This is a genomic window from Maribacter aquimaris (assembly GCF_014596745.1).
In the GTDB taxonomy this organism is placed as follows: Bacteria; Bacteroidota; Bacteroidia; order Flavobacteriales; family Flavobacteriaceae; genus Maribacter_A; species Maribacter_A aquimaris.
Window position 1 is genome coordinate 157,893 of sequence record NZ_JABTCF010000002.1, and the last position, 21,797, is coordinate 179,689.

Genomic DNA, 21,797 nt, shown 5'->3' on the forward strand with positions numbered 1-21,797 from the left:
ATAGTAAGCCAAATTACAAAAATTAGATTTCACTTGATTTAATATGCATAAATATTACTTTCTGATCACTTTGTTTTTGATAGCGAGCAGTTGTGCTACTTATAAACCTAAATATGCCGATGAACCGGTGAAGGAAGATATACCTGTGGCAAAGGAGGTTTCCCATACCTTTTATTTAATTGGCGATGCAGGTCAGTCCCCTATGGGGGATATGAATCCGGCCCTTAAACTTTTTAAGGTAAGATTGGGGCAAGCGGGTACCAATAGCACTGCAATTTTTCTGGGAGACAACATTTACCCAGCTGGAATGCCTCATAAGAAAGATTCCACGACCGCCTACCTTGTGGCCAAAAACAATATTATGGCCCAATTGAATACCTTGGATGGTTTTAAAGGGAATCCTATTTTTATTCCTGGAAACCACGATTGGTACAACGAAGGGGTCAAAGGTTTGGAACGGGAACAAAAGTTCATTGAAAAAACATTGGATAACAAGGAGGTCTTTTTTCCCAAGGATGGCTGTGCCATTCAAAAAATCGATATAAATGATAATGTCGTTGTCATCGCCATTGACACGGAATGGTACCTTGCCGATTGGGATAAGAACCCTACGATGAACGATAACTGTGAAATTAAGGATAGGGAAAAGTTCTTTGAGGAGTTAGAGGGGCTGATCAAAAAAAATGCGGATAAAACCACCCTTATCGCCCTACACCATCCTATGTTCAGTTATGGTCCCCATGGCGGACAGTTTTCCCTTAAAAAACAATTATATCCTTTAGGGAATAAATTACCATTACCGATCATCGGAAGCTTGATCAGTCTGTTGCGTAAGACCACAGGTGCCCCTGAAGATCTTAACAATAAAAATTATAGGGAACTTAGAAAACGTATTGTCACCCTTGCGCAATACTCCGAGAAGGTAATCTTGGCTTCTGGGCATGAGCACACCTTACAATACATCGTAGAGGACAATACCCCCCAGATAGTGAGTGGGGCAGGAGCCAAGGAAGGTGCTACCCGTTTGATCAATGGGAGCAAGTTCTCTACAGGGAAAATGGGTTATGCTATTTTAGAGGTCTATAGCGATGGGTCTTCAAGAATTAAATATTATGGGGTAGGTCCCAATGGGGAAGAAGAGTTTCTATATAGCACAGAGGTATTGCCTTCGGATAAGAATACGGGAAGCCATGATTACCCCAAAACATTTCCTGCGGAAGTACAAGCTTCGGTCTATACCGAGGAGGAAGTGGATAAAAGTAAGTTGTTCAAGACCATATGGGGTGAACGATACCGCGATGTTTATGCGAAGAAAGTCACGGCCCCTACTGTGGATCTGGACACGTTGTTTGGGGGGTTGACAGTTAAGAGAAAAGGTGGAGGGCACCAGTCGCGGTCACTGAGATTGGTTGATCAAAAGGGCCGGGAATATGTTATGAGGGCCTTGAGAAAAAGTGCTGAAATATATCTACAGGCCATGGCTTTTAAAGAGCAATATGTGGTAGGTGAATTTGAAGGCACCTTTACCGAAAGTATTTTGGAGGACTTTTATACGGGTGCCCATCCTTATGCGCCCTTTACGGTGGGTGAATTGTCCGACGCGGTTGGTATTTACCATACCAATCCAAAACTGTATTACATTCCAAAGCAGGATGCGATAAAAGATTACACCGATGAATTTGGCGATGAGCTATATATGATCGAGGAACGTACTGACGACGGCCATGGAGACCAAAAAAGCTTTGGTTATTCAAATAAAATGGATAGCACTGATGATATGTTGAAAAACCTCAGGAAGGATGAAAAATATCAAGTCGATGAGGAAGCCTATCTGAAGGCAAGATTGTTCGATATGATGATTGGAGATTGGGATAGGCATACCGACCAATGGCGATGGGCCCGTTTTAAGGATATAGAAAAGGGAAAGGTTATTTATAGGCCTGTGCCCAGAGATCGTGACCAAGTCTTTTCGATAATGGGTGATGGTCCATTGATGAACCTGCTGACCCGTATTGTTCCGGGACTTACACTTATGGAAGGTTTTAATGAGGAAATACGAAGTGTCAAGGGATTTAACGGGTCGCCTAAAGCCCATGCCTTGGATATGGTGCTTTTATCAGAGACCACAAGTGATCAATGGTTGAAACAGGCTCATTTTATTCAAGATAACATAACAAGTGAGGTCATCGATAGAGCGTTCAAAGCTTTTCCGGAAGCCGTACGTGATGGGAACCTTGCTAGAATGAAAAAAGTACTATTGGCTCGGAAGGAAAATCTGTCCAAAACAGCTACTGAATATTTTCGCTTACTTAATAAGTATGCCATGGTGACCGGTACCGATAAGGATGATTTTTTTACAATTACCCAAGGAGCGAATGGCCAGGTCCAAGTCGTTGGGCAACGAATTAAGAAAGGGAAAAAATCGGATGTCTTTTTTAAAAAGGACTTTGATTCCAAAATTACCAAAGAGATATGGATTTACGGCCTGGATGATGATGATGAGTTTGAGGTTGAAGGAAAAACAGGGGCAATAAAAGTGCGATTGGTCGGTGGCCAGAATAACGATGTATATTTGGTAAATAACAGTAAAAGGGTCTATATCTACGACCAGAAAGCAAAAAAGAACACATTTAAGGAAGTAGGGTCTGCCAAGTTGCGATTAACCAACGAGTATGAGACCAATACCTATCAACCCATTAAGTATAAAAAGAGTACGAATCAAATTATACCGACACTAGGTTCCAATCCTGATGACGGATTTAAAATCGGGTTTACCAATATTTATACCTTTAATGGTTTTCATCAACATCCTTTTACCAGCCAGCATACTTTTAATGCAGCCTTTTATTTTGCTACCAATGGCTATGATTTTGGATATAAGGGAGAATTTGCGCACGTATTTGGCAAAGCGAATTTAATTTTAGGGGCAAAATTCACCAGTCCCAATTACAGTATCAATTTTTTTGGATGGGGTAATGAAACGGATAATTTTGATGATGATTTTGGAAAGGATTATAACCGGGTAAAATTAAGGACTTTGGCCCTTACCCCTTCTATTGTATGGCGGGGAGACTTAGGGTCGAAATTGCGTTTTGGTATAAATTATGAAAGTGTTGAGGTTGAGGAAACCAGGGATAGGTATGTAAATACGTTTTACGTGGCCAGCGGTGAGGAAAACAGTAAAAATTTCGTTGGGGCCGATATGGAATATTCTTTTTCCAATACCGATAATGTTGCTTTCCCAACAATGGGAATGTCTACTTCACTTCTTGTTGGGTATAAGACCGGTTTTGAGCATGGTGCACAAGGATTTGGATATGTGGTTCCAAGTCTGTCATTCGATTACAAATTGGTTCCAAGTGGTAAATTGGTCCTTGGGACCAAATGGAAGGCCCATTTTAATATAGGCGATTCTTATGAGTTTTATCAAGCGGCCACTATTGGGGGATTGGATGGTCTAAGAGGGTATAGAAACCAAAGGTTTTCAGGAAAAAAATCATTCTATCAGAATACGGATCTAAGGTATAGTTTCAAACGAATGAAGACAGGGCTTTTGCCTGTGAATATGGGTATTTACGGAGGATTTGATTATGGCCGTGTATGGTTGCCGGATTACGATTCCAATACCTGGCATACTTCATATGGCGGAGGGTTTTTCTTGAATGCTGCCGATATATTGTCCATGACCTTTGCTTTATTTGATAGTGATGATGGTGCCCGGTTTACCTTTGGGTTGGGTTTTGGGTTTTAAGTCTTAGGGGTTAAGAATCGATGTGCTAATATATTTTTATAGCGGTCAGTAGATAAATACTTCCCAAAACAAAATCATAGGATATTGGCAATTAATGATTAGAAAACGCCTATCTGTCCGTTCGAGCGCAGTCGAGAACTTTTTGGTCACAACAAATAGGTTTCGACTGCGCTCAACCTGACATTCAGCACAAAATTTGCAAAATTCAATAAGTAACTAACTACTGACCTCCATAATTTTATTTTGAAATTTTAATGGAATACAGGTTGCCGCCCGAATTTCCCCTTACTTCATCAGAGAGCAACAAAGTTTCATTATCCAAAAAACTTATAGATTCCAATTGGGTCGAGATTCCTAGGTCAATGGTCTTCATTTTTCCCTTAGAGAAATCGTCCAATTCAAAGGCAGAGAACAACCATAACTTGCCATATCCCAATAAAGCAATGGTAGATCCATCGGGGGAAATATCCGCGGCTGTGACCCTGCATTCCCCTTCTTGTTTACATGTAAAAAATTCACCTACGGACGCTGCTTTGTACGTTCCGGGCTTTGCCGGGACTTTATAGATCGAGGCTATCCCCGTAAAAGGTTTTGTCCTGTTTTTGGAAATGATATAAAAGGCATCGTTATAATGGAAAAAGGCCTCGGCATCAAAATTCATTTCGACTTTTGAAGGGGGGAATTCCTTTTGGTTCGGATAACTGAATTTTATTTTTTCGGCCTTTATTTTTTTGCCTTTTGCTATCTCAGGATTTGGGATTTTATAAATGGTAAGGTCTTTTCTTTTATTGTCGTTATTCCCGAAATCCCCAATAAACACATTTTGGTTTAAGTCCTTTGTCAGGTCTTCCCAGTCTTCGTTATGGGCGTTGTCAACTTTTAGTTCCCGAAGCAGGTTTCCTTGAAGGTCTACTTGATAGATTAAGTTCTTGTTGCCATGATCCTCAACCAACCAAACTAGGGAGTCGTTCAGGGTAACCATACCCGAATTCTCTTTTAGTTTTTTTGGAAGCTTTGCCACATAGGTGAGCTGACTGTAGTTGGCACAACTGTTGAGCAAACATACTGAAAGCAGGGTTATTGGTAATTTCCACATTTCGTTCACTTCGAAACCAAATCCTTATCAGTGGTCATTTTTAATTTTTGCAGATGAAATTGGCCAAGATCACTCCCTTGTTTAATACCGACCTCCACGGCCGCCCTATAATGGATGCCACCGTACATTCTGCTGTATGCAGCCTCCGTAGCGGCTTGGTTAAAAGAGGTAAAGCTTCTAATGGGGAGGCCGTAGGGTACTTCGGAATCATCATCAAACGCGAAATCATCACCAAAAATATCGGTTAAGGCCGCAGACGCGGCTCCAGAGACGACGCTATGTCCACTAGTGTACTCAGGAAAAGGAGGCGTTTGTAATACGGGCTTCCAATCCTCATCCAAGTGTTGGTTGATAACGGTTTCGGGCCGTATTAGGTTACTTCGGTATTTTTCCGCCCAACAACTTATAAAGGCATCTGCTATCGCCATAGAGGTTTTGGTATAGGCATAAACCGTTTGGTCAAAATCACTATTGGTTTTTCTACTGGCTATTTTGGCAATGCCAAGCCAATGTGCCCCTGGGGAGATTTTCTTAGTGGCAAACATTAAGTGGCCCCGGGTAACCGAAACATAAGGGTTGCAATCCCAGAATTGGGCCATTTTGATTTCTTCGGATTCATCACCCTTTTTTGTTATTTCATTTCCTATATCGTAAACTTCCTTCATTTCCTTATAAAAAGCAGAGCCTTCTTCCAATGAGAATTCCGGTGGCGGTATGGGCTTGAACTGTTGGGCGGAATCCAAGACAAAAGGGCGGATCTTATCCCAATGCGGTTCAATACCATCCATGTAGGCCGGTGGGGTGGGTTGCCAACGTGTCTCGTCATCGGTGTCTACCGTAAACTTAGGCATGGTCCGGGTTTGATTGTAATTGTCTTTGTTCATCCATTTAGCAATATGGTCGGCAACTTCCAATCCATAGTCCTTGGATGCCAAAAAGGTAGTTTCATTTTTATCCTTCCAAACATTGTAAAGACTATCCCTGAGCACTTCTAAATCCTGTTCTGAGAAAATCAATTTTTTACTCAGTTCCATATGGGCTACCAACGCGGCCAGTTGATAATTGATAGGTTTGTTGCCGTCTGGTTTGGGAATGGCCGTAAGTTCCTTTACTTGGCCTTCCAAAGAAACATATTTATCATTGTTTAGCGCAATGATCTCATAGGCTGCAATATTAGGGTAGGCAAAAACCCTACTGGCCACAGGGGGTGAGAAAATATCGTGGATCATGATTTCGGTAACCCTATCCACTGAGGCATGCAATTCTTCTGGACTTATGACCAAAGGTTCTTCCATTTTTTTATCAACGCAGGAAACAAGAAGCGTGATAACGGTCATTAAGGAAAAAAATCTATTCATTATTTTTCAATTTTCAATTGGAGTCCCATTAGACTTTCAATGGGATAGTTTAGCAATTTAAAAAATCCCGATGGACTTGAAATATAGAAAATGTTAATATTTCAATCAAGCTTTCCGGTATAGTACAATAATCCATATAATAATGACCAATAACCAAGGGAAACATTTGAAATAGTCAAAACCATGTACCTTAAGAATAGTTATTGGATTTTGGAGGTCTTCCTATTTCCAAAAGAGACTGTACAAGACCACCAAAATCAGCATGACCGCAAATGCACCAATGTTGAATGTAGGACTGGTCTTGAACAATGCTTTGGTCAAAGGAATTCCTTTTTCGTCATTTTTCCCATGATGTTGGATAAGACTTACCGTTGCAATAACAAGCATGGTCAATATTAGCGTATAACCCATTTGATCCATAAAAGGAATATCCACGAATAGTGGATTGGTTGACCATCCTTTGGGTCCTACCTTAAAAAACATGGCGATGGGAATGGATGCCAACGCACCGATAATAGCACCTTTGTTGGTTGTTTTTTTCCAGAAAAGTCCCAATAAGAATACTGCAAGGATACCAGGACTTACAACCCCCGTATATTCTTGGATAAATTGAAATGCTTGGTCGATACCTCCCAATAAAGGTGCCATTATACCGGCAATCAATAGGGCAACCCCGGCGGAAATCCTTCCGGTTGTTACGGTGGCCTTATCACTTGCGTTTTTGTTGATGTATTGCCTGTATATATCCATGGTGAAAATCGTGGACGTAGAGTTGAGCATGGAAGCTAGGGAGGACACTATGGCGGCAGCCAAGGCTGCAAATGCGATACCTTTTAATCCGGTCGGTAGAAATTGGAGTAGCCAAGGATAGGCTTTGTCGGCTTGACCCAGTGAAGGTAGGTTATGCTGGGCTACATCACCCAAACGGGCCATTATTTCAGGATCATTGATGATAACGTAAGCGGCAATTCCGGGAATGACCACGATCAAAGGAAGTATTAATTTTAAAAAGGCAGCCAATAGGATCCCTTTTTGGGCTTCCTTCAACGATTTGGCCGCTAACGTACGTTGAATGATATATTGATTGAATCCCCAATAATAGAGATTGGCAACCCATAAACCTCCGACAAGAACGGCAATACCAGGCAGGTTCCTGTATTCTGGATGTGATTCGTCCAAAATCATTACAAATCGTTCCGGTGCGGTTTCATATACTATTTTAAAACCTTCAATGACGCCTTCCCCCCCCGAAACAGTATTTAAGGCCAAATAGGTAGTGACCAATCCACCGAGAATCAAAAAAACCACTTGTATAACATCGGTCCATGCAACGGCGGAAAGACCACCATAAAGTGAATAGGCGGCTGCGAAAAGGGCAAGTCCGATGACACCATAAAGCATGGGGATACCCATTATCGTTTCAAGAGCCAAAGAACCTAGGTATAGAACGGAAGCAAGATTGACAAATACATAAAGACCTATCCAGAAGACAGCTAAAATGGTCTTTAAGTTTGTGGAATATCTTTTTTCGACAAACTCAGGAATCGTATATAATCCCTTCTCAATAAAAACAGGGAGAAAGAACTTGCCGACTATGATCAAGGTCAAAGCCCCCATCCACTCATAGGAGGCAATCGCCAGTCCTGAAGCAAAACCCGAACCCGACATACCGATGAACTGCTCGGCGGAAATGTTCGCAGCGATCAAAGAGGCCCCGATGGCCCACCAAGGCAAGGATTTACTAGCGAGGAAGTAGTCTTCCGCATTTTTTTGATGGCCCTTTTTGTCCCTTGAGACCCATAGGCCAACACCAAGTATTAATAGGGCGTATGAAATAAATATAAAGTAATCCCAAAATCCGAAAGCTGAAGTCATGTTGGTTGTGGTTGGTTTGATTTTATTTGGAAATCGATTAAATTAAACGAAGTATCAAAATAACTGATTTTTATCGATTAAACATATGAATCTTTTATGTTTTCTATTTAATCTTTCATAAGTCGGACTACCCTGTAAGAAAAGCCAGACTATTATTTGATTAAAGGTAAATAAACCTCGGTTTTCCATCTGAGTGCATCCCCACCCATATTGGGGTTATTGTGGAAAACTTCAACAGGTAATGCCTCTATCTTTAAATTTTTATTTTTGGCGTAATCCAATAAGGCATACCAAGCCCTGTCTGAGGTAATATAATTGCCGTAATATTCAGCTTTGATTGCCTTTTGGGAAGGGAAGTTCTTATAGGTTAATTCTGGGTGTTGTGGTAATGTTTCAGGTTTTATAATTGGATAACAAAAGTTAAATGTTATACTGTCTTTAACCCTATCCCAATAGGTGATTTCCAAAAAGGGTCTGCCATTTAATTTCAGTCCATTTTTCACAAGAAAACCATCCAATAAAGGAAAGTCTTTCATCATGCCTCTTGCTTTGCCAAACTGGGTTGTCGTTTGAGTGGTACAAGCGCAATAAGTTGAGTTGATTTCTTCCTCACCAATTATCTTTACTTTGAACTGGGAAATATGTTCGTTCAATAATTTATTAAAATCAATTAAGTTTTTTCGAGTTCGTTTTTCAAAATCGGTATCTGAAAATGGTATAGCTAGCTTATTCTTAAAGCTATGTTCAAAATCTTTAGCATATACCTTCACATTTGAGGTTGAGTCTGTTTCAGGAATAATATTCCATGTATAAATATGGATGGAATCCCCGAATTGAAATTGTTGTTTCAACTCCAATAAATCTTCGTTGCCACTTTCGAGTAATTCTGAATTATCACTGGTACTACTCCAAGTCTTGATCATTTGATTAATCGGTCCAGGAAATGTTTTGGCCTTGAAATTAACCTGATAATCGTGAGGTTTGATGAATAAATACCAAATAGTGGTTCCGATAAGGATGATTCCTATATAAAAAATGATTTTCTTCATTTCTTTTAAGTTGATTTAAAATATTGATTTGAATTCATTTTAAGATTGTTCCTGTTGAATATCCCAAAATTCCCGTGTTTTTCATCCCAGCATTTGGAAACTGCTATTGTATGGTTTTTATGTACATAAATTTTCTTATCGAAGGAGGTGTCACTGCTTTCGGCAATATTCATCCCCATGTCATGGACATCCTTGGATGCTTTGTGGAAATCTGTTCCTTTTTTCATTGAAAATGGGAGGATGGTTAAAATTGACTAAGGGAAACTATTGCATTCAGGTATATTTTATTTCAATGGTTTTGATGCCATTCATGAATGCTGGCGGTGTTGGTTGTCGTCTAGAAAAACCATTGGTGCCCCCCCCGAATATTTCGGCATCCTAAGGGTTTGGTCAGAATTGTCAGTATTCATCCATTTGTTTTGAAGAACATTGACTGTTATGGCATATTCCTTAGGGTCATTGACCGGTTCCAAATTGGTGTTGCTCCAAACCCCATCAAATCTATCCCGTAAGGTTGTTGTCCTTTCTTTAGGTATAAACACGGACTTGCTAATATTGTTATAAACTATTAAAGTAGTTAATTGAGGATTTATGTTTTTCATATTTCTGTCAATTACTTTATCAATCCATATACTTGAATACTGTCATTATTTATGGTTACCAATAAATAATCCCGATTGTTCCAGTTTATGATATTCAGATGTCGTACGGACTTTAGGGTTAAATCCAAGCCAAGATTATCTCCTAATGCGATATCATTTTTGCTTTTAACCAAGGCCCCGGAAAATGAATCAAATCTGCCATGAAAAGGTTTTACACCAAAATAGTTACCAGCCAAAAGAGCTTCTTTTTTACCATCAGAATCAAAATCGAATATTAACATGGCTGTTATTGGGGAGACTTGTAACATGTCAGTAAAGGGGACGAATGAATAATTGCCGTTGTTATTTTCAAGATACCCGGAACGCAATTCATTAACTTCAAGAACAGTTGCCTTGTTTAAAGTTTTACTATCCCAGATTTCATCAATCGATTTTCCCGCGAAACTATAATATGTGACGAATTTTTTTCTAAGATACTCCATTTGGACAGCCAAGGCATCCAACCCTTCAATAGGATAGTATTTCCCATTTTTCTCTATGGCGACAATAGTTTCAGTACTTCCATTATCGTCTATATCATCATAGTACATTTTCATCGGCGATTTTTCCGAAGCTTTGAATTTGCTATTGGCCCCCCAATTCCCTAAAAGATAATCAATATCCCCATCTTGGTCGATATCGAAAGGTGCGATACTCTGCCAAAGACCGTTCAATTTTTTGTCTAGGAGGCTCACTTGGGATAATTCCCCATTCTTGTTTTTGAAAAATTTTGGTGACATCCATTCCCCTATCACAATAAGGTCTTTTACCCCGTCATTATCAAAGTCATCCCATAAAGCATCGGTAATCATACCAGCATGTTGAAGCTCTGGATTGTCGACAATGGTAAAGTTTCCTTGGTTGTTTTTTAAAAGATAGGAATTAGGGGTTTTAGCAAAATCATTGGTAATCACCTGATTCCCCAAAAACAGATCTAAATCTCCATCCCCATCATAATCATAAGGCTTAAGTGTAGAAGCGTTCTCAAAATATACAGGTAAGGGTTGATGCTCAAAACCATCGTTTTTTTGAGTGTAATAACTATCGCTTAAAGGTTTCATTTGACCATAAAAATCAGCTCCACCAGTTCCTATAAACAAATCTGGTTTGTGATCCGAATTAAAATCCTCTATAACGGCGCTAATATCTTCTTTTACAGAATCCTTTGCGATTTCCATTATCCTTCTTTCTACAAAAGCTGAATCTGTTTGAAAATAAATTTTAGACGAGTGGAACTTTGATCCTCCAAAAAAGATGTCATCCTTATTGTCATTATTTAAATCACCAATTGCCGTGGCAGGTCCCCGATCGGAAAGTTGGTACGGGATTAATTTCTGTCTGTTGAAATCTATATAATTATCCTCGATATGGATAAAATCTACACCTAGTTTGTCTTCTATTTTATTGAACAGCTGTTTGGCCTTAGGGTTTAATGAGGCGTAATCAAATGGTGCTGTGTTTTCTGGCGTAATCGTAATGGTCTTGTTTAGGCTTACGTTTTTTACCACCTGATAAGACTTGTCTGGCCATATTATTTTTAACGAATCGACTTTATTTGCTATACCATACCCAAAATGGATTATAGGTTCAGAGGAAGCTTGAAATCCTCGAGCGGTATAGAGCTCTTTATATTGTAATTTACCTTGATCGTATGAAAAGACTTTAGTTCCAATCCCGAACTTATTGGGTTTTTTATAATTGAACTTTATCTTAAGGTAATTGGCATTTGCATTGGTCTTGTTGATATATACCGTCGCGGGGAGATTAATGTTATTGGTTACAATATCGATATCACCATCCAGGTCCAAATCTCCAATGGCCGTTGCTCCAGAGATTATTGTATCGTTGACTATCCAATTGGCCGACATGTCCTCAAAATGTAGATTTTCATTCCCTTTGAATATATAATTATGTACAGCTCCTGAGGGCATCATATCCAATGCTATTGGGTCAACTAATTTTGTGTTATTGATTTTAGTCCTGATTTGGTCATTAGAGAGGAAATTAATATAGTCAAGATCGTTAGGGCGTTTAGGAATGCCATTGGCAATAAAAAGGTCTTGTTCTCCATCCTGATTGTAATCCCCAAACAAGGCACTCCAACTCCAATCTGTCGCTGCTACACCGGACATTAAGGCAATTTCCGTATAGGTACTATGGGGTTGGTTCAAAAATAGCATGTTTCGTTCAAATTGATAGTGATATCCAAAACGTTCAATTTTCATTTTTTGGATCTGTATATCAGTGCTGTTTTCTGAAGATTTCAATACTTTTTCGTCTTCTGGAAGCATATCCAATGAAATGATATCTGGCCATCCATCATGATTGATATCACTCACATCATTTCCCATTGAAGAGCGGGTGGTATGCCCAAAATACTTTTTTAAACTCTCGGTAAATGTTCCATCAGTGTTGTTGATATAATAATAATCATCTTCTTGGAAATCGTTGCCAACATAAATATCCGGAAAGCCATCTTGGTTGAAGTCGGCTACAGCGACACCTAGTCCATAACCATTTATACCTCCATAAATACCCGCAATTTCACTGACATCGGTGAATTTTCCATTATCATTTCGAAGAAGTTTGTCACCTGCCTGAAAATTTCTTTTAAGTCGTATGTTGGAGTTTCCGAAAGATTCCTGGGTGTGTATCGCATGGTTGAGTAAGTATATATCCAAATCACCATCCAGGTCATAATCAAGAAAAGCTGCGGAAGAACTGTAGGTATCATAATCGAGACCATATTCTGATGCACTTTCGGTAAACGTTGCATTTCCATTATTTATATAAAGTTCATTGTAACCATTGAATCCTTTAATGCCTACAACCGCACATACATAAATATCCAATAATCCATCACCGTTGACATCGCCCATTATTGCCCCAGTGTTCCAGGTGCTATTGCCCTCTACACCCGCAGAAAGCGTAATATCTTCAAATTGCAGGTTTCCTTTATTAAGGTACAATTTGTTTTTCACTTGGTTGCCGGTAAAGAAAATATCAGGAAGTTCATCCCCATTGATATCCCCGATGGCTACACCTCCACCATTGTAGAAATATAAATAATCCAAAATATTCAGGTCTTCTGTTTCGGTTAAAACATTCGTAAAGGTGATACCGGTTTGAAGCTTGTCTGGAGTTCTAAATAATGTCCCTTCTTTATCGGTACATCCTACAAAAAGTAATGAGACAACAACTATTCTAAAAAAGGAATTATTCATTAATGGTAAATATTTTTGGTTTACTATCATTTATAGCCGCAACTAGGTAGATTTTACCCTTTTTATCCTTGAATTGTCTTAAATGTTTTATCTCCTCCCGAACGAACAATCCGCTCATGTTGTAATCTTGCCATTCAAAACTTAATTTCCCATCACCTAATAGGATACTACCATAATTGGCATCCAATCTAGAATATTGCGGTTTAAACTCAAAGTTGTTGCCTCCCAAGATTAAATCTAAATTACCATCATTATTGACGTCTGTACATGTAATACCACATACGCAGGAGAGTTGAACCTTGTAGGGTAGTTTAATAATCGTGAATTTGCCACCACCATCATTGACAGCGATTACGGATTCGGAAATAGAGGATAATTTTACAATTGAATTTTGAATTATTTCATTTGAAAACAATTCATTGACTGTTTTAATCGCATATTCCGAGGCTCTTAAATTCTGTTTCTTTAACAATGTAATTTGCTGGGTCAATTCTTTTTTCTGATGTATGGGATAATCCTTCCCATCAATATTTTGCGTTACGATTTGCTCAATGGTGCCATTGTTATCAAAATCGTTGATCCACATTTTCATCGGATTTTGTATCGAAGGTTTATAGTGTAGGTTGTTTCCTTGGTTCCCTAAAACGAGATCTTGATCCCCATCACCATCCAAATCAGCGGTTTCAACAACATTCCACATACCATAAAGGCTATCCAATGAAGTCTTTAATAGGGACAGGCGCCTACCAGAGTTTTTATAGATTCTCGGGGTTCCCCATTCAGAAACGGTTACAAGGTCTTTTATGCTATCCCCATCGATATCGGACCATGATGCATCTGTAATCATACCGGCATCTTTTAAGTCATATGCCAGTCTTTCTGAAGCATCTGTAAAGGTGCCTTTGCCATTGTTTTCCAAGAAAAGATGATTAGGGTCAACCCCATAGGTACCTACAACACTTCTTGAGCCAATAAATACATCGATATCTCCATCAGCATCAAAATCGAAAGGATTTATTGTGGATATGTTCTTAAATGTAGAGGGAAGTTGTTGTGTTGATTTTTCAAAAACACCTTTGCCATTGTTCAGATATAATCTGGCACGATAAGTTTGTTCTTCACCAACTTGATTACCACCAGATCCAATCATTAAATCCATATCATTATCTCCATCTACATCAAAGAATGCGGCAGCAGTATCTTCATATGTTGCATCGGATGATAATGCAGGTTGTTTACTGGGACTTAATTTTCCGTTACCAGAATGTTTGTATACAACACCTGGCATGCCTTTAGCACCTCCAATGAAAACGTCTTCATTTCCATCCCCGTCAACATCTGCTACCGCCAGTGAGGGACCTTCCTGAGAGAGTAATTTATTGATCAGGCCTTCATTGTCAAAGTCACGGTAATTGTTTTCCTTGTGGGTAACCAGGGGTGCATTTGACAATTCCTTTAACAGAGGTTTGATGTTATTTTCCTTTGTTGGAGTATACTTTCCGGTAGCTTCCGAAATTTTTAGATTAAGGGTTTGATTCGTATTTATCGAAAGCAGCTTTTGTGTGCTGTCATCTGGCCAAATAACCCTGATAGAGTCCAATACCGCAATATTTCCTAAACCTATGGTCATTCCATAATCCATTGAGGATTGAAATCCTCTAAACGGATTCAACTCTTGTAGGAATACCTTGTCTTCGGCATAAAGTAGAACCGAAGTGCCTACCGCAAATTTATTCTTGTCCGATCCTTCAAAATGGATTTTTAAATACTTGTTCGTTAGCTGTTCATTGGTTTTGTTTTCATAGACAAAAGCTTGCATATTAACATTGTTGACCACAATATCGAGATCCCCATCATTATCAAGATCCCCATAGGCAGCTCCGTTTGACATGCTTGGTTTTTCAAAACCCCAATCAGAATTGGCGTTGGAAAACGTAATATCGCCATTGTTCTTATATGCGTAATTAGGTTGGGGTCTTATGGGCATTTTATTGATAATGGAATCTATTGATTCCTCTTTACCCGTCAATACCATCCTTTGAATGATCTTATTCGCAAAAAAATCAATAAAATCCAAGTCGGTAAGATCGTGATTAATGCCATTGGTAATATAAATATCCCGCAATCCATCATTGTTCATGTCAAACAACAATCCTGCCCAACTCCAATCAGTGGCATCAACGCCGCTATAATAGGCGACTTCTGAAAATGAGCCATTACCGTTATTTAGTTGTAGTGTATTTTGTATGTATTGCTGATAAAAATCCTTACTCTGTTTTAATTTATAAACATTGTATCCTTCGAACTCCATTACCGCCTTTACGCGTTTGTCTTCTTCCGGCAACATATCCGTAATAAAAATCTCAACATTGCCATCATTATTGATATCGGCCATATCCACTCCCATTGCGGATAACGATAAGTGGGAAGTCCATTTCTTGATTTCTTCCCTGAAAGTTCCATCTTGATTGTTTATGTATAAATAATCCCTTTCATAAAAATCATTGGAGACATAAATGTCAGGATATAGGTCTTTGTTCAGGTCAGTTATGACTACGCCCAGCCCAAAACCGATAAGGCTGCCATAGATTCCTGCTTTTTCGCTGACATCAACGAATTTTCCATTATCATTTCTCAATAGCATGTCGCCAACACCTTTAAAAATATCCGGAACACCCTCCCAATCCTGAGCCCTAACTTCTCGTTGTTCTGCATAGCCTAAGCTGCTCACCGGGATATTGCTATTGTTCAAGATATATGCATCAAGGTCCCCATCCTTGTCGTAGTCAAAAAAAGTGGCATGTGTAGAAAAGCCTGTTTTAGCTAAGTTGTATTCATTTGCTTTTTCAGTAAATGTCAAGTCCCCATTATTAATATAAAGGTCATTATCATGATTGTTACCTTTCATGTTTCCGGCATTACTGACATAAATATCCAAAAGGCCATCCTGATTAATATCGACCATGGCGACACCGGTAGACCATGGTTTGTTGCCTACGACACCTGCTGCCAAAGAGATGTCCTCGAATTTAAGATTGCCTTTATTCAGATATAGTTTGTTGTCTCCCATATTGGCGGTCATGTAAATATCCACGAGACCATCATTATTGATATCGCCAATTGCAACTCCGCCCCCGTTATAAAAATTGCGGTATTTGAAGATGTTGAAATCTTTCTGATTTTTCACTTCATTTATAAAATCAATTCCAGTTTTCTCAGAGGAAAGTAATGAGAATAGTTTATCGTCCTTACTGTCCTTACCTGGATCCACTTTTGCCTTAGTGGTACAAGAAACATATAAAAAAAGTAATATTAAAAAGCTTACTACTTTAAGGATTTTTTGTTTTGTCATGTTTGTTATTTGCGCTTTTTAAACAAATTATTTTTTGTATTCAAAAGTATTTTAATGACCAATTATATTAATATTTATATTCTAAATATTGAAGTTTTTATATACGGTCTGATTTCATTAAAATTATGGGTTAAAATCCAATGAATTCTTATTTAGGACATTTCGTAAATTTACTGTTCTTAAGGTTTTTATCCTACTTGAAAAGGGGCTAATTTGGTGTGAAATCCCAATATTTAACTCATTGTGTCAACCAAGTATCAGAGTTATGGAACCTGATGCATACCCAGTTAAATAAAACATTGGAAGCGAAAATCCTTAGGCTATCGATGAATGTTGATCATTTGTTCATAGTACATAACGGATCGTTGAAAATCAGTCTTTTTCCAAAAGTGATTTTTAAAAATCGTGTAGCGTTCTTTTGACACCGACTTATCAAAGTATTCTAAGTTATAAAAATCGATCGATGCCAAGAACAAAGAAAAGGCTCGATGGTTTTCGATTGAAGGAAAGCTATACATGCAGGGTGGTCATAAGCAAAAAAACCCCGACGCTAAACGTCAGGGTTTTATTATTGTAATGGATAAATACTAATACCCTGGGTTTTGTACTAAGTTTGGATTGGCTAGTACATCAGCAGTTGGTATGGGAAATATCTCTAAATGTGCGTCACCAGCATCTTTAAGATTCCATGCACGCAAGTATTGACCGAATCTAATAAGGTCTTGCCTTCTTGCCAATTCTTGGTATAATTCTCTACCTCTTTCTGCCAATAATTCTGCCTCACCGGCTGAAGCTAAATCTTCAGCTCCTCTTAAACTTCTTAGGTCGTTGATCATTGTTGTTACATCACTTCCCATTCTATACATAGCCTCGGCTTTCATTAGGTAGGCATCAGCATATCGATATCTAATAAGGTGTCTTCTGCTAGCTCCCCCTTCTTCATTAGGGTGATATTTTAACATTCTTATTCCAGAAGTTTCCAATAGGGCATTATCTCCGGGAGCTGTATACTCTGTTTTCTCAACTTCTCTAGTAAAGACCAAAGGAACACTACCTACTTCTGCTCTTGCGGTCAACGGTGTTCCGTCTTGTTCATATTGTTGGCCAATTAGGAAGCCATACCCAATACCAAGATTATCCGCATTTGCCGTTGTGGCATCTGGCACCCATCCTCTTCGTTCTTCTTGTCCGTCACCTACATAATTGGTATTAGGATCCCCTTCAAACGAATCATAGAATTCTGAGAGCGTAGCAAAACCATTCCAACCACCACCAGTATTGTCGGGGGAGTTAAGGTTGTAATGTAGTGTATGCCACATAGATGGCCCTACATCAGCAGGGGACCACCAAATAGTTTCTACATCATTACTAGGTCTAAAGATGTCAAAGAAGTCTCCAGCAGCTGCTAGTGTATAGTTATCTGCGGTAATTTCATCTACTGCGTTAATGACAACTTGCATATCTGTATCTTCTGGGGATGATCCTAAATAGATATGTTTGTTTAAATAGAGTTTGGCCAATAACAGGTTTGCTGCAGCCTTGGTAGGTGCTGATTTTAAACCAATAGCATCGCCGGCAGTCACTGCAGGAAGATCTACTAGTGCAGCATTCAGGTCTGCTGTTATAAAATCTATCGCAGCTTGCCCAGTTAACACCTCTGGAATTTCACTATTGGGTAAATCAACATCCCTAAAAGGGACTTGTCTCCACATATCCAGTATCCAAGTCATAGCCCAAGCTCTATAAAACCTTGCTTCAGCCTTTAACTCAGTTACGTCGCCACCGGCAGTACTTACACTTTTCTCATTAATAACACGGGTAGCATTAATAGTTATACTGTTAAGCTCCTGCCAAGGTTTAACTATATCCGCAAGTTCCTCGTTCCATGTCTGTTTATGTATAGACAACCACCTGCCATTATCACCCCAATCGGTTCCTCTGGTAGGCACCATGTATTCATCTGAAGAAACTTCATTCAAAGCAAAAAGGCCTTCTTGATTTGCAAGATTTCCTCCAGCAATAATGTTAGAAATATTTGCAACCTCACCTTCAACATTGGCAACACCTGCAAAACCCTCGCTAATCAACGAGTCTGTCCCTTCTATTTCCAAATCGGTACAAGAAAAAATCAAGACGATTGGGAGCGTTAGACACATATAATTTACTATTTTTTTCATAATTGTTTTTTTGTTTTTTAAAAGGTAACGTTTAATCCAAAACTAAATGTTCTTGGTCTTGGGTAGGAAAGATAATCTATCGCAGCAGATGGTAATCCATTTGCAGGGATGTCAGAAGTACTAACCTCTGGGTCTAACCCACTATAATCAGTGATTAAAAACAGGTTCTGTCCAATGGCGCTTAAACGCATACTTTTGAACATTCCCGCTCCGCTTAAAGGCACATTGTAGGAAATCGATGCCGTTTGAAGTCTGACAAAGTCTCCTTTTTCCAAGAAGAAGGTACTTGGGTTCGTTGCGGATAAGATAATCCCATTGTCAACAACACTTTTTAAATTATTCCTATTTCCTATCTGAGGCGATGCAAAAAGTGCATTAGCCGTATTATTATATACATAAAAGCCAAATTGACCTGAGAAAAACAAGGAAGCATCCCAGTTCTTGTAATTTACACTAGTAGATAATCCACTAATGATTTTTGGGAGCCCGGATTTATCCAGTATGGTAGGATTGGCATCTACATTGTAATTTTCATCTACCAAACGAAGGTTATAGGTATACAATGGCTTTCCGTCTGTTAAGACTTGGGAAGTACTACCAGAAAGACCTTGGCCGTATAAATTACCCGCTTGTATATTCGGACCATTGTAGTCGGTAAGTTCATTTTCGTTGTACGAGATATTAAAATTAGCATTCCAGTTGAGATTTTCAGATGCTATAATATCATAATCCAGCCCCAATTCTATACCTTGATTTACGATAGTACCATCAACGTTTTGGAAAACGAAAGGGGAAGTGGCTGGCTGCACTGCGGGTAGATTTAAAAGGATATCCGTTGTCTCTTTTCTATATACATCGATATTCGCGGTAAAGCGGTCATTGCCGAAACCAAAGTCAATACCGAAACCATATTGTGCAGTCTCTTCCCATTTAAGATCGGGGTTCGCAAAAGCAACCTCGGAGGTAGCAGGTTCAGACAGTAGGGAACCGGCATCAATTCCTAGCTGTTTCCATCTTGTTCTGTTGACAAAATTACCATAGCCAAGACCATCTTGGTTACCGGTAATACCCCAGCTTAGTCTTAGCTTAAGGGTAGAAAAAACTTCTTCATTTATAAAATCTTCCTGATTTAGTTTCCATGCAAAAGCCGCAGACGGAAAATATCCATATTGGTTATTGCTACCAAATTTTGAAGAACCATCAGCCCTAAAGGTGGCCGTAAACAAGTATTTATCATACAGCGTGTAATTCATTCTTCCAAAAAACGATTGTAACTCGTCTGTATTGTCAAAGGTATCTACTGAAAAGGCATCGATTGGAATATTAGGTAAACTTTCTGTGTTTTGGTTAATATTCGGAAACAGTCCCAATGTTCTGAATTGATCTCCAGCAGCCGTATCGTCTTGGAAGGTTCCTATTCCATAACCTTGGTAATTGCTTGCAAGATTTTGGGTGGCATCATAGGTTTGTTCAGTAGAACTTACGATTCTGTTTAAATCAGATGATCCATAGCCTTGCCCCAGAATATTTTGACCACTTCTATTGAAATCTTGAAAAGAATAACCTACAAGCAAGTCCAAATTGGAATTTTCAAATTGTTTCTTGTAGTTCACTGTGATCTCCATCAAATTGTTTTGGGTATCCAGATTACTGACTGCTGACTTTCCATTATTCTCAGCACCATTATCAAATGCAAGAATTTGAGGGCCTACAACTTGGCCCCTTGTGGATTCTGATGTGTCAACTCCTAAATTTAGTTTTGCAGAAAGTTCGTCTGTAAAGGAATAATCGAAAGATATATTCCCAAGAAATCTATCCGTATGGGTGTTGTCGTCGTAATAGGCCAAAAGGTTTGCTGGATTTCTGTCCGGTGCAGCACTAGAATTTGCATTTGCATTCCTCGTAGGATTGGAGTAATAGGCGGCAGCTAATAAATCCCCGGTACTTCCTGATGTTCTACTAATGAAAGGAGCATGGTCATTTATTCTTGAAATAGTTGTTTGCACACCAACCTTTAACTTGTCATCAAAGAATCTCTGGTTCCAATTGATCCTGCCCGTGACACGTTCTAAATCTGTGTTTTCAATAATACCAAATTGTTTGGAATATCCGAAGGTAGCCCTAATGTTTCCAGATCCGTAATTTCTGGAATAAGACAAGTTATTGTCCGTTGATGCACTAGTCCTGAATAAAAAGTCTTGCCAATCGGTTGCACCACCGAGGTTAGCACCACCTGCGGCAATGAATTCTTGCGTCGTTAAAAGGTCATAACGGTCTGCAGCCTTAGAAATATTCAAGGTGCTGGAAAAGCCCCATTGTCCATCTGTTCCACCACCTTTTCCGGATTTTGTTGTAATAACCACAACACCGTTCGCTCCTCTAGAACCGTAAATGGCAGTAGCGGAGGCGTCCTTAAGAATACTCATGCTTTCAATGTCACTGGGGTTCAAGAAATTCAACGGGTTTTTAGAGCCACTGGTTCCGGCTCCAACATCCGCACCACTTGCGGAAACACTTTCATTGGAAACAGGAACACCATCAATGACAAACAATGGGCTGTTATTACCTCTAACCGATCCAGTACCTCTTATTCTCAGCGCTATACCTGCACCAGGTTCACCACTGGACTGTGATATCTGGACTCCGGAGGTTTTACCTTGAATCAACTGTTCAGGTGAGGAAATAACACCTTGGTTGAAATCTTTGGAGGTAACTGAGGAAACAGAGCCGGTTGCATCTTTGACCGTAGTCGTTCCATAACCGATTATTATGACCTCTTCCAATGCCTGGGCATCTTCAGCGAGCGTAACAACGATATTGGTTTGTCCGTTTACAGCTATTTCCGTAGTACTGAACCCTACATAGCTAATGACCAAAGTGGCATTTTCACCAACGTTGATGGTGAAATTACCATCAAAATCGGTTTGGGTTCCGTTTGTTGTCCCTTTTTCGACAACACTTGCCCCTGGTAAGGGACCATTGGCATCCGAAACTGTTCCGGATACCTCCTGAGCCTGTGCCCATCCAAAGCAAATAAATGCCCCGACAAGCAGTAAGCTGCGAAGTAATGTAATCTTCATAAAGAATTGATTTAAGTTGAGTTAATTATAATCTAGTTTCTAAATATATATAAATAAATGTTAAAAAACGGTTGTAGGAAATTCAAAACAGTACGAAAACGTTTTCGTGTTGATAACTTTAATTATTTGTGATAATACTAAAAATGGACTTAGAGGAGTGGGGATAAAATAAATATAGTTTTAAAAAAATAGGG

Annotated in this window: 11 protein-coding genes; 1 reads left to right on the forward strand and 10 read right to left on the reverse strand. The window is 39.2% G+C overall.

Annotated elements, in window-relative coordinates; all coding sequences use genetic code 11:
- Nucleotides 1-43 precede the first annotated feature (43 nt).
- Nucleotides 44-3,751 carry a metallophosphoesterase gene (locus tag HPE56_RS04845; protein ID WP_188242649.1) on the forward strand — a complete coding sequence of 1,236 codons (3,708 nt, stop codon included), beginning with the start codon at nucleotides 44-46 and terminating at the stop codon, nucleotides 3,749-3,751.
- Nucleotides 3,752-3,989: 238 nt separating this feature from the next.
- Here HPE56_RS04845 and HPE56_RS04850 read toward each other — a convergent pair whose 3' ends face one another.
- From HPE56_RS04850 to HPE56_RS04895, 10 genes are all read right to left on the reverse strand, one after another.
- Nucleotides 3,990-4,847, reverse strand: a complete 858-nt coding sequence (locus tag HPE56_RS04850) for a hypothetical protein (protein WP_188242650.1) — start codon at nucleotides 4,845-4,847, stop codon at nucleotides 3,990-3,992.
- A 5-nt stretch (nucleotides 4,848-4,852) separates the two neighbouring features.
- Nucleotides 4,853-6,205 (reverse strand): vanadium-dependent haloperoxidase, encoded by a 1,353-nt coding sequence (locus HPE56_RS04855; protein ID WP_188242651.1) that lies wholly within the window; start codon nucleotides 6,203-6,205, stop codon nucleotides 4,853-4,855.
- Between the two features lie 222 nt (nucleotides 6,206-6,427).
- Nucleotides 6,428-8,080 carry a sodium/sugar symporter gene (locus tag HPE56_RS04860; protein ID WP_188242652.1) on the reverse strand — a complete coding sequence of 551 codons (1,653 nt, stop codon included), beginning with the start codon at nucleotides 8,078-8,080 and terminating at the stop codon, nucleotides 6,428-6,430.
- A gap of 152 nt (nucleotides 8,081-8,232) precedes the next feature.
- Complete coding sequence (locus HPE56_RS04865) at nucleotides 8,233-9,129, reverse strand: GyrI-like domain-containing protein (protein WP_188242653.1); 897 nt, start codon at nucleotides 9,127-9,129, stop codon at nucleotides 8,233-8,235.
- A 5-nt stretch (nucleotides 9,130-9,134) separates the two neighbouring features.
- A complete protein-coding gene (locus HPE56_RS04870) occupies nucleotides 9,135-9,356 on the reverse strand; it encodes a hypothetical protein (protein ID WP_188242654.1) in 222 nt (73 codons plus the stop codon).
- An 81-nt stretch (nucleotides 9,357-9,437) separates the two neighbouring features.
- Nucleotides 9,438-9,731: a hypothetical protein gene (locus tag HPE56_RS04875; protein WP_188242655.1), complete on the reverse strand. Its 294-nt coding sequence runs from the start codon at nucleotides 9,729-9,731 to the stop codon at nucleotides 9,438-9,440.
- A gap of 11 nt (nucleotides 9,732-9,742) precedes the next feature.
- Nucleotides 9,743-12,994: a VCBS repeat-containing protein gene (locus HPE56_RS04880; protein WP_188242656.1), complete on the reverse strand. Its 3,252-nt coding sequence runs from the start codon at nucleotides 12,992-12,994 to the stop codon at nucleotides 9,743-9,745.
- Nucleotides 12,987-16,346 (reverse strand): VCBS repeat-containing protein, encoded by a 3,360-nt coding sequence (locus HPE56_RS04885; protein ID WP_188242657.1) that lies wholly within the window; start codon nucleotides 16,344-16,346, stop codon nucleotides 12,987-12,989. The genes HPE56_RS04880 and HPE56_RS04885 overlap by 8 nt, the downstream gene beginning before the upstream one ends.
- 587 nt (nucleotides 16,347-16,933) lie before the next feature.
- Complete coding sequence (locus HPE56_RS04890; RefSeq protein WP_188242658.1) at nucleotides 16,934-18,523, reverse strand: RagB/SusD family nutrient uptake outer membrane protein; 1,590 nt, start codon at nucleotides 18,521-18,523, stop codon at nucleotides 16,934-16,936.
- Nucleotides 18,524-18,540: 17 nt separating this feature from the next.
- Nucleotides 18,541-21,603, reverse strand: a complete 3,063-nt coding sequence (locus tag HPE56_RS04895; protein WP_188242659.1) for a SusC/RagA family TonB-linked outer membrane protein — start codon at nucleotides 21,601-21,603, stop codon at nucleotides 18,541-18,543.
- Between the last annotated feature and the right edge of the window lie 194 nt (nucleotides 21,604-21,797).

Bases quoted from the DNA above. Each gene is read 5' to 3' on its own strand.
- HPE56_RS04845 (WP_188242649.1), top strand. From the start codon at position 44: ATGCATAAATATTACTTTCTGATCACTTTGTTTTTGATAGCGAGCAGT.
- HPE56_RS04850 (WP_188242650.1), bottom strand. From the start codon at position 4,847: ATGTGGAAATTACCAATAACCCTGCTTTCAGTATGTTTGCTCAACAGT.
- HPE56_RS04855 (WP_188242651.1), bottom strand. From the start codon at position 6,205: ATGAATAGATTTTTTTCCTTAATGACCGTTATCACGCTTCTTGTTTCC.
- HPE56_RS04860 (WP_188242652.1), bottom strand. From the start codon at position 8,080: ATGACTTCAGCTTTCGGATTTTGGGATTACTTTATATTTATTTCATAC.
- HPE56_RS04865 (WP_188242653.1), bottom strand. From the start codon at position 9,129: ATGAAGAAAATCATTTTTTATATAGGAATCATCCTTATCGGAACCACT.
- HPE56_RS04870 (WP_188242654.1), bottom strand. From the start codon at position 9,356: ATGAAAAAAGGAACAGATTTCCACAAAGCATCCAAGGATGTCCATGAC.
- HPE56_RS04875 (WP_188242655.1), bottom strand. From the start codon at position 9,731: ATGAAAAACATAAATCCTCAATTAACTACTTTAATAGTTTATAACAAT.
- HPE56_RS04880 (WP_188242656.1), bottom strand. From the start codon at position 12,994: ATGAATAATTCCTTTTTTAGAATAGTTGTTGTCTCATTACTTTTTGTA.
- HPE56_RS04885 (WP_188242657.1), bottom strand. From the start codon at position 16,346: ATGACAAAACAAAAAATCCTTAAAGTAGTAAGCTTTTTAATATTACTT.
- HPE56_RS04890 (WP_188242658.1), bottom strand. From the start codon at position 18,523: ATGAAAAAAATAGTAAATTATATGTGTCTAACGCTCCCAATCGTCTTG.
- HPE56_RS04895 (WP_188242659.1), bottom strand. From the start codon at position 21,603: ATGAAGATTACATTACTTCGCAGCTTACTGCTTGTCGGGGCATTTATT.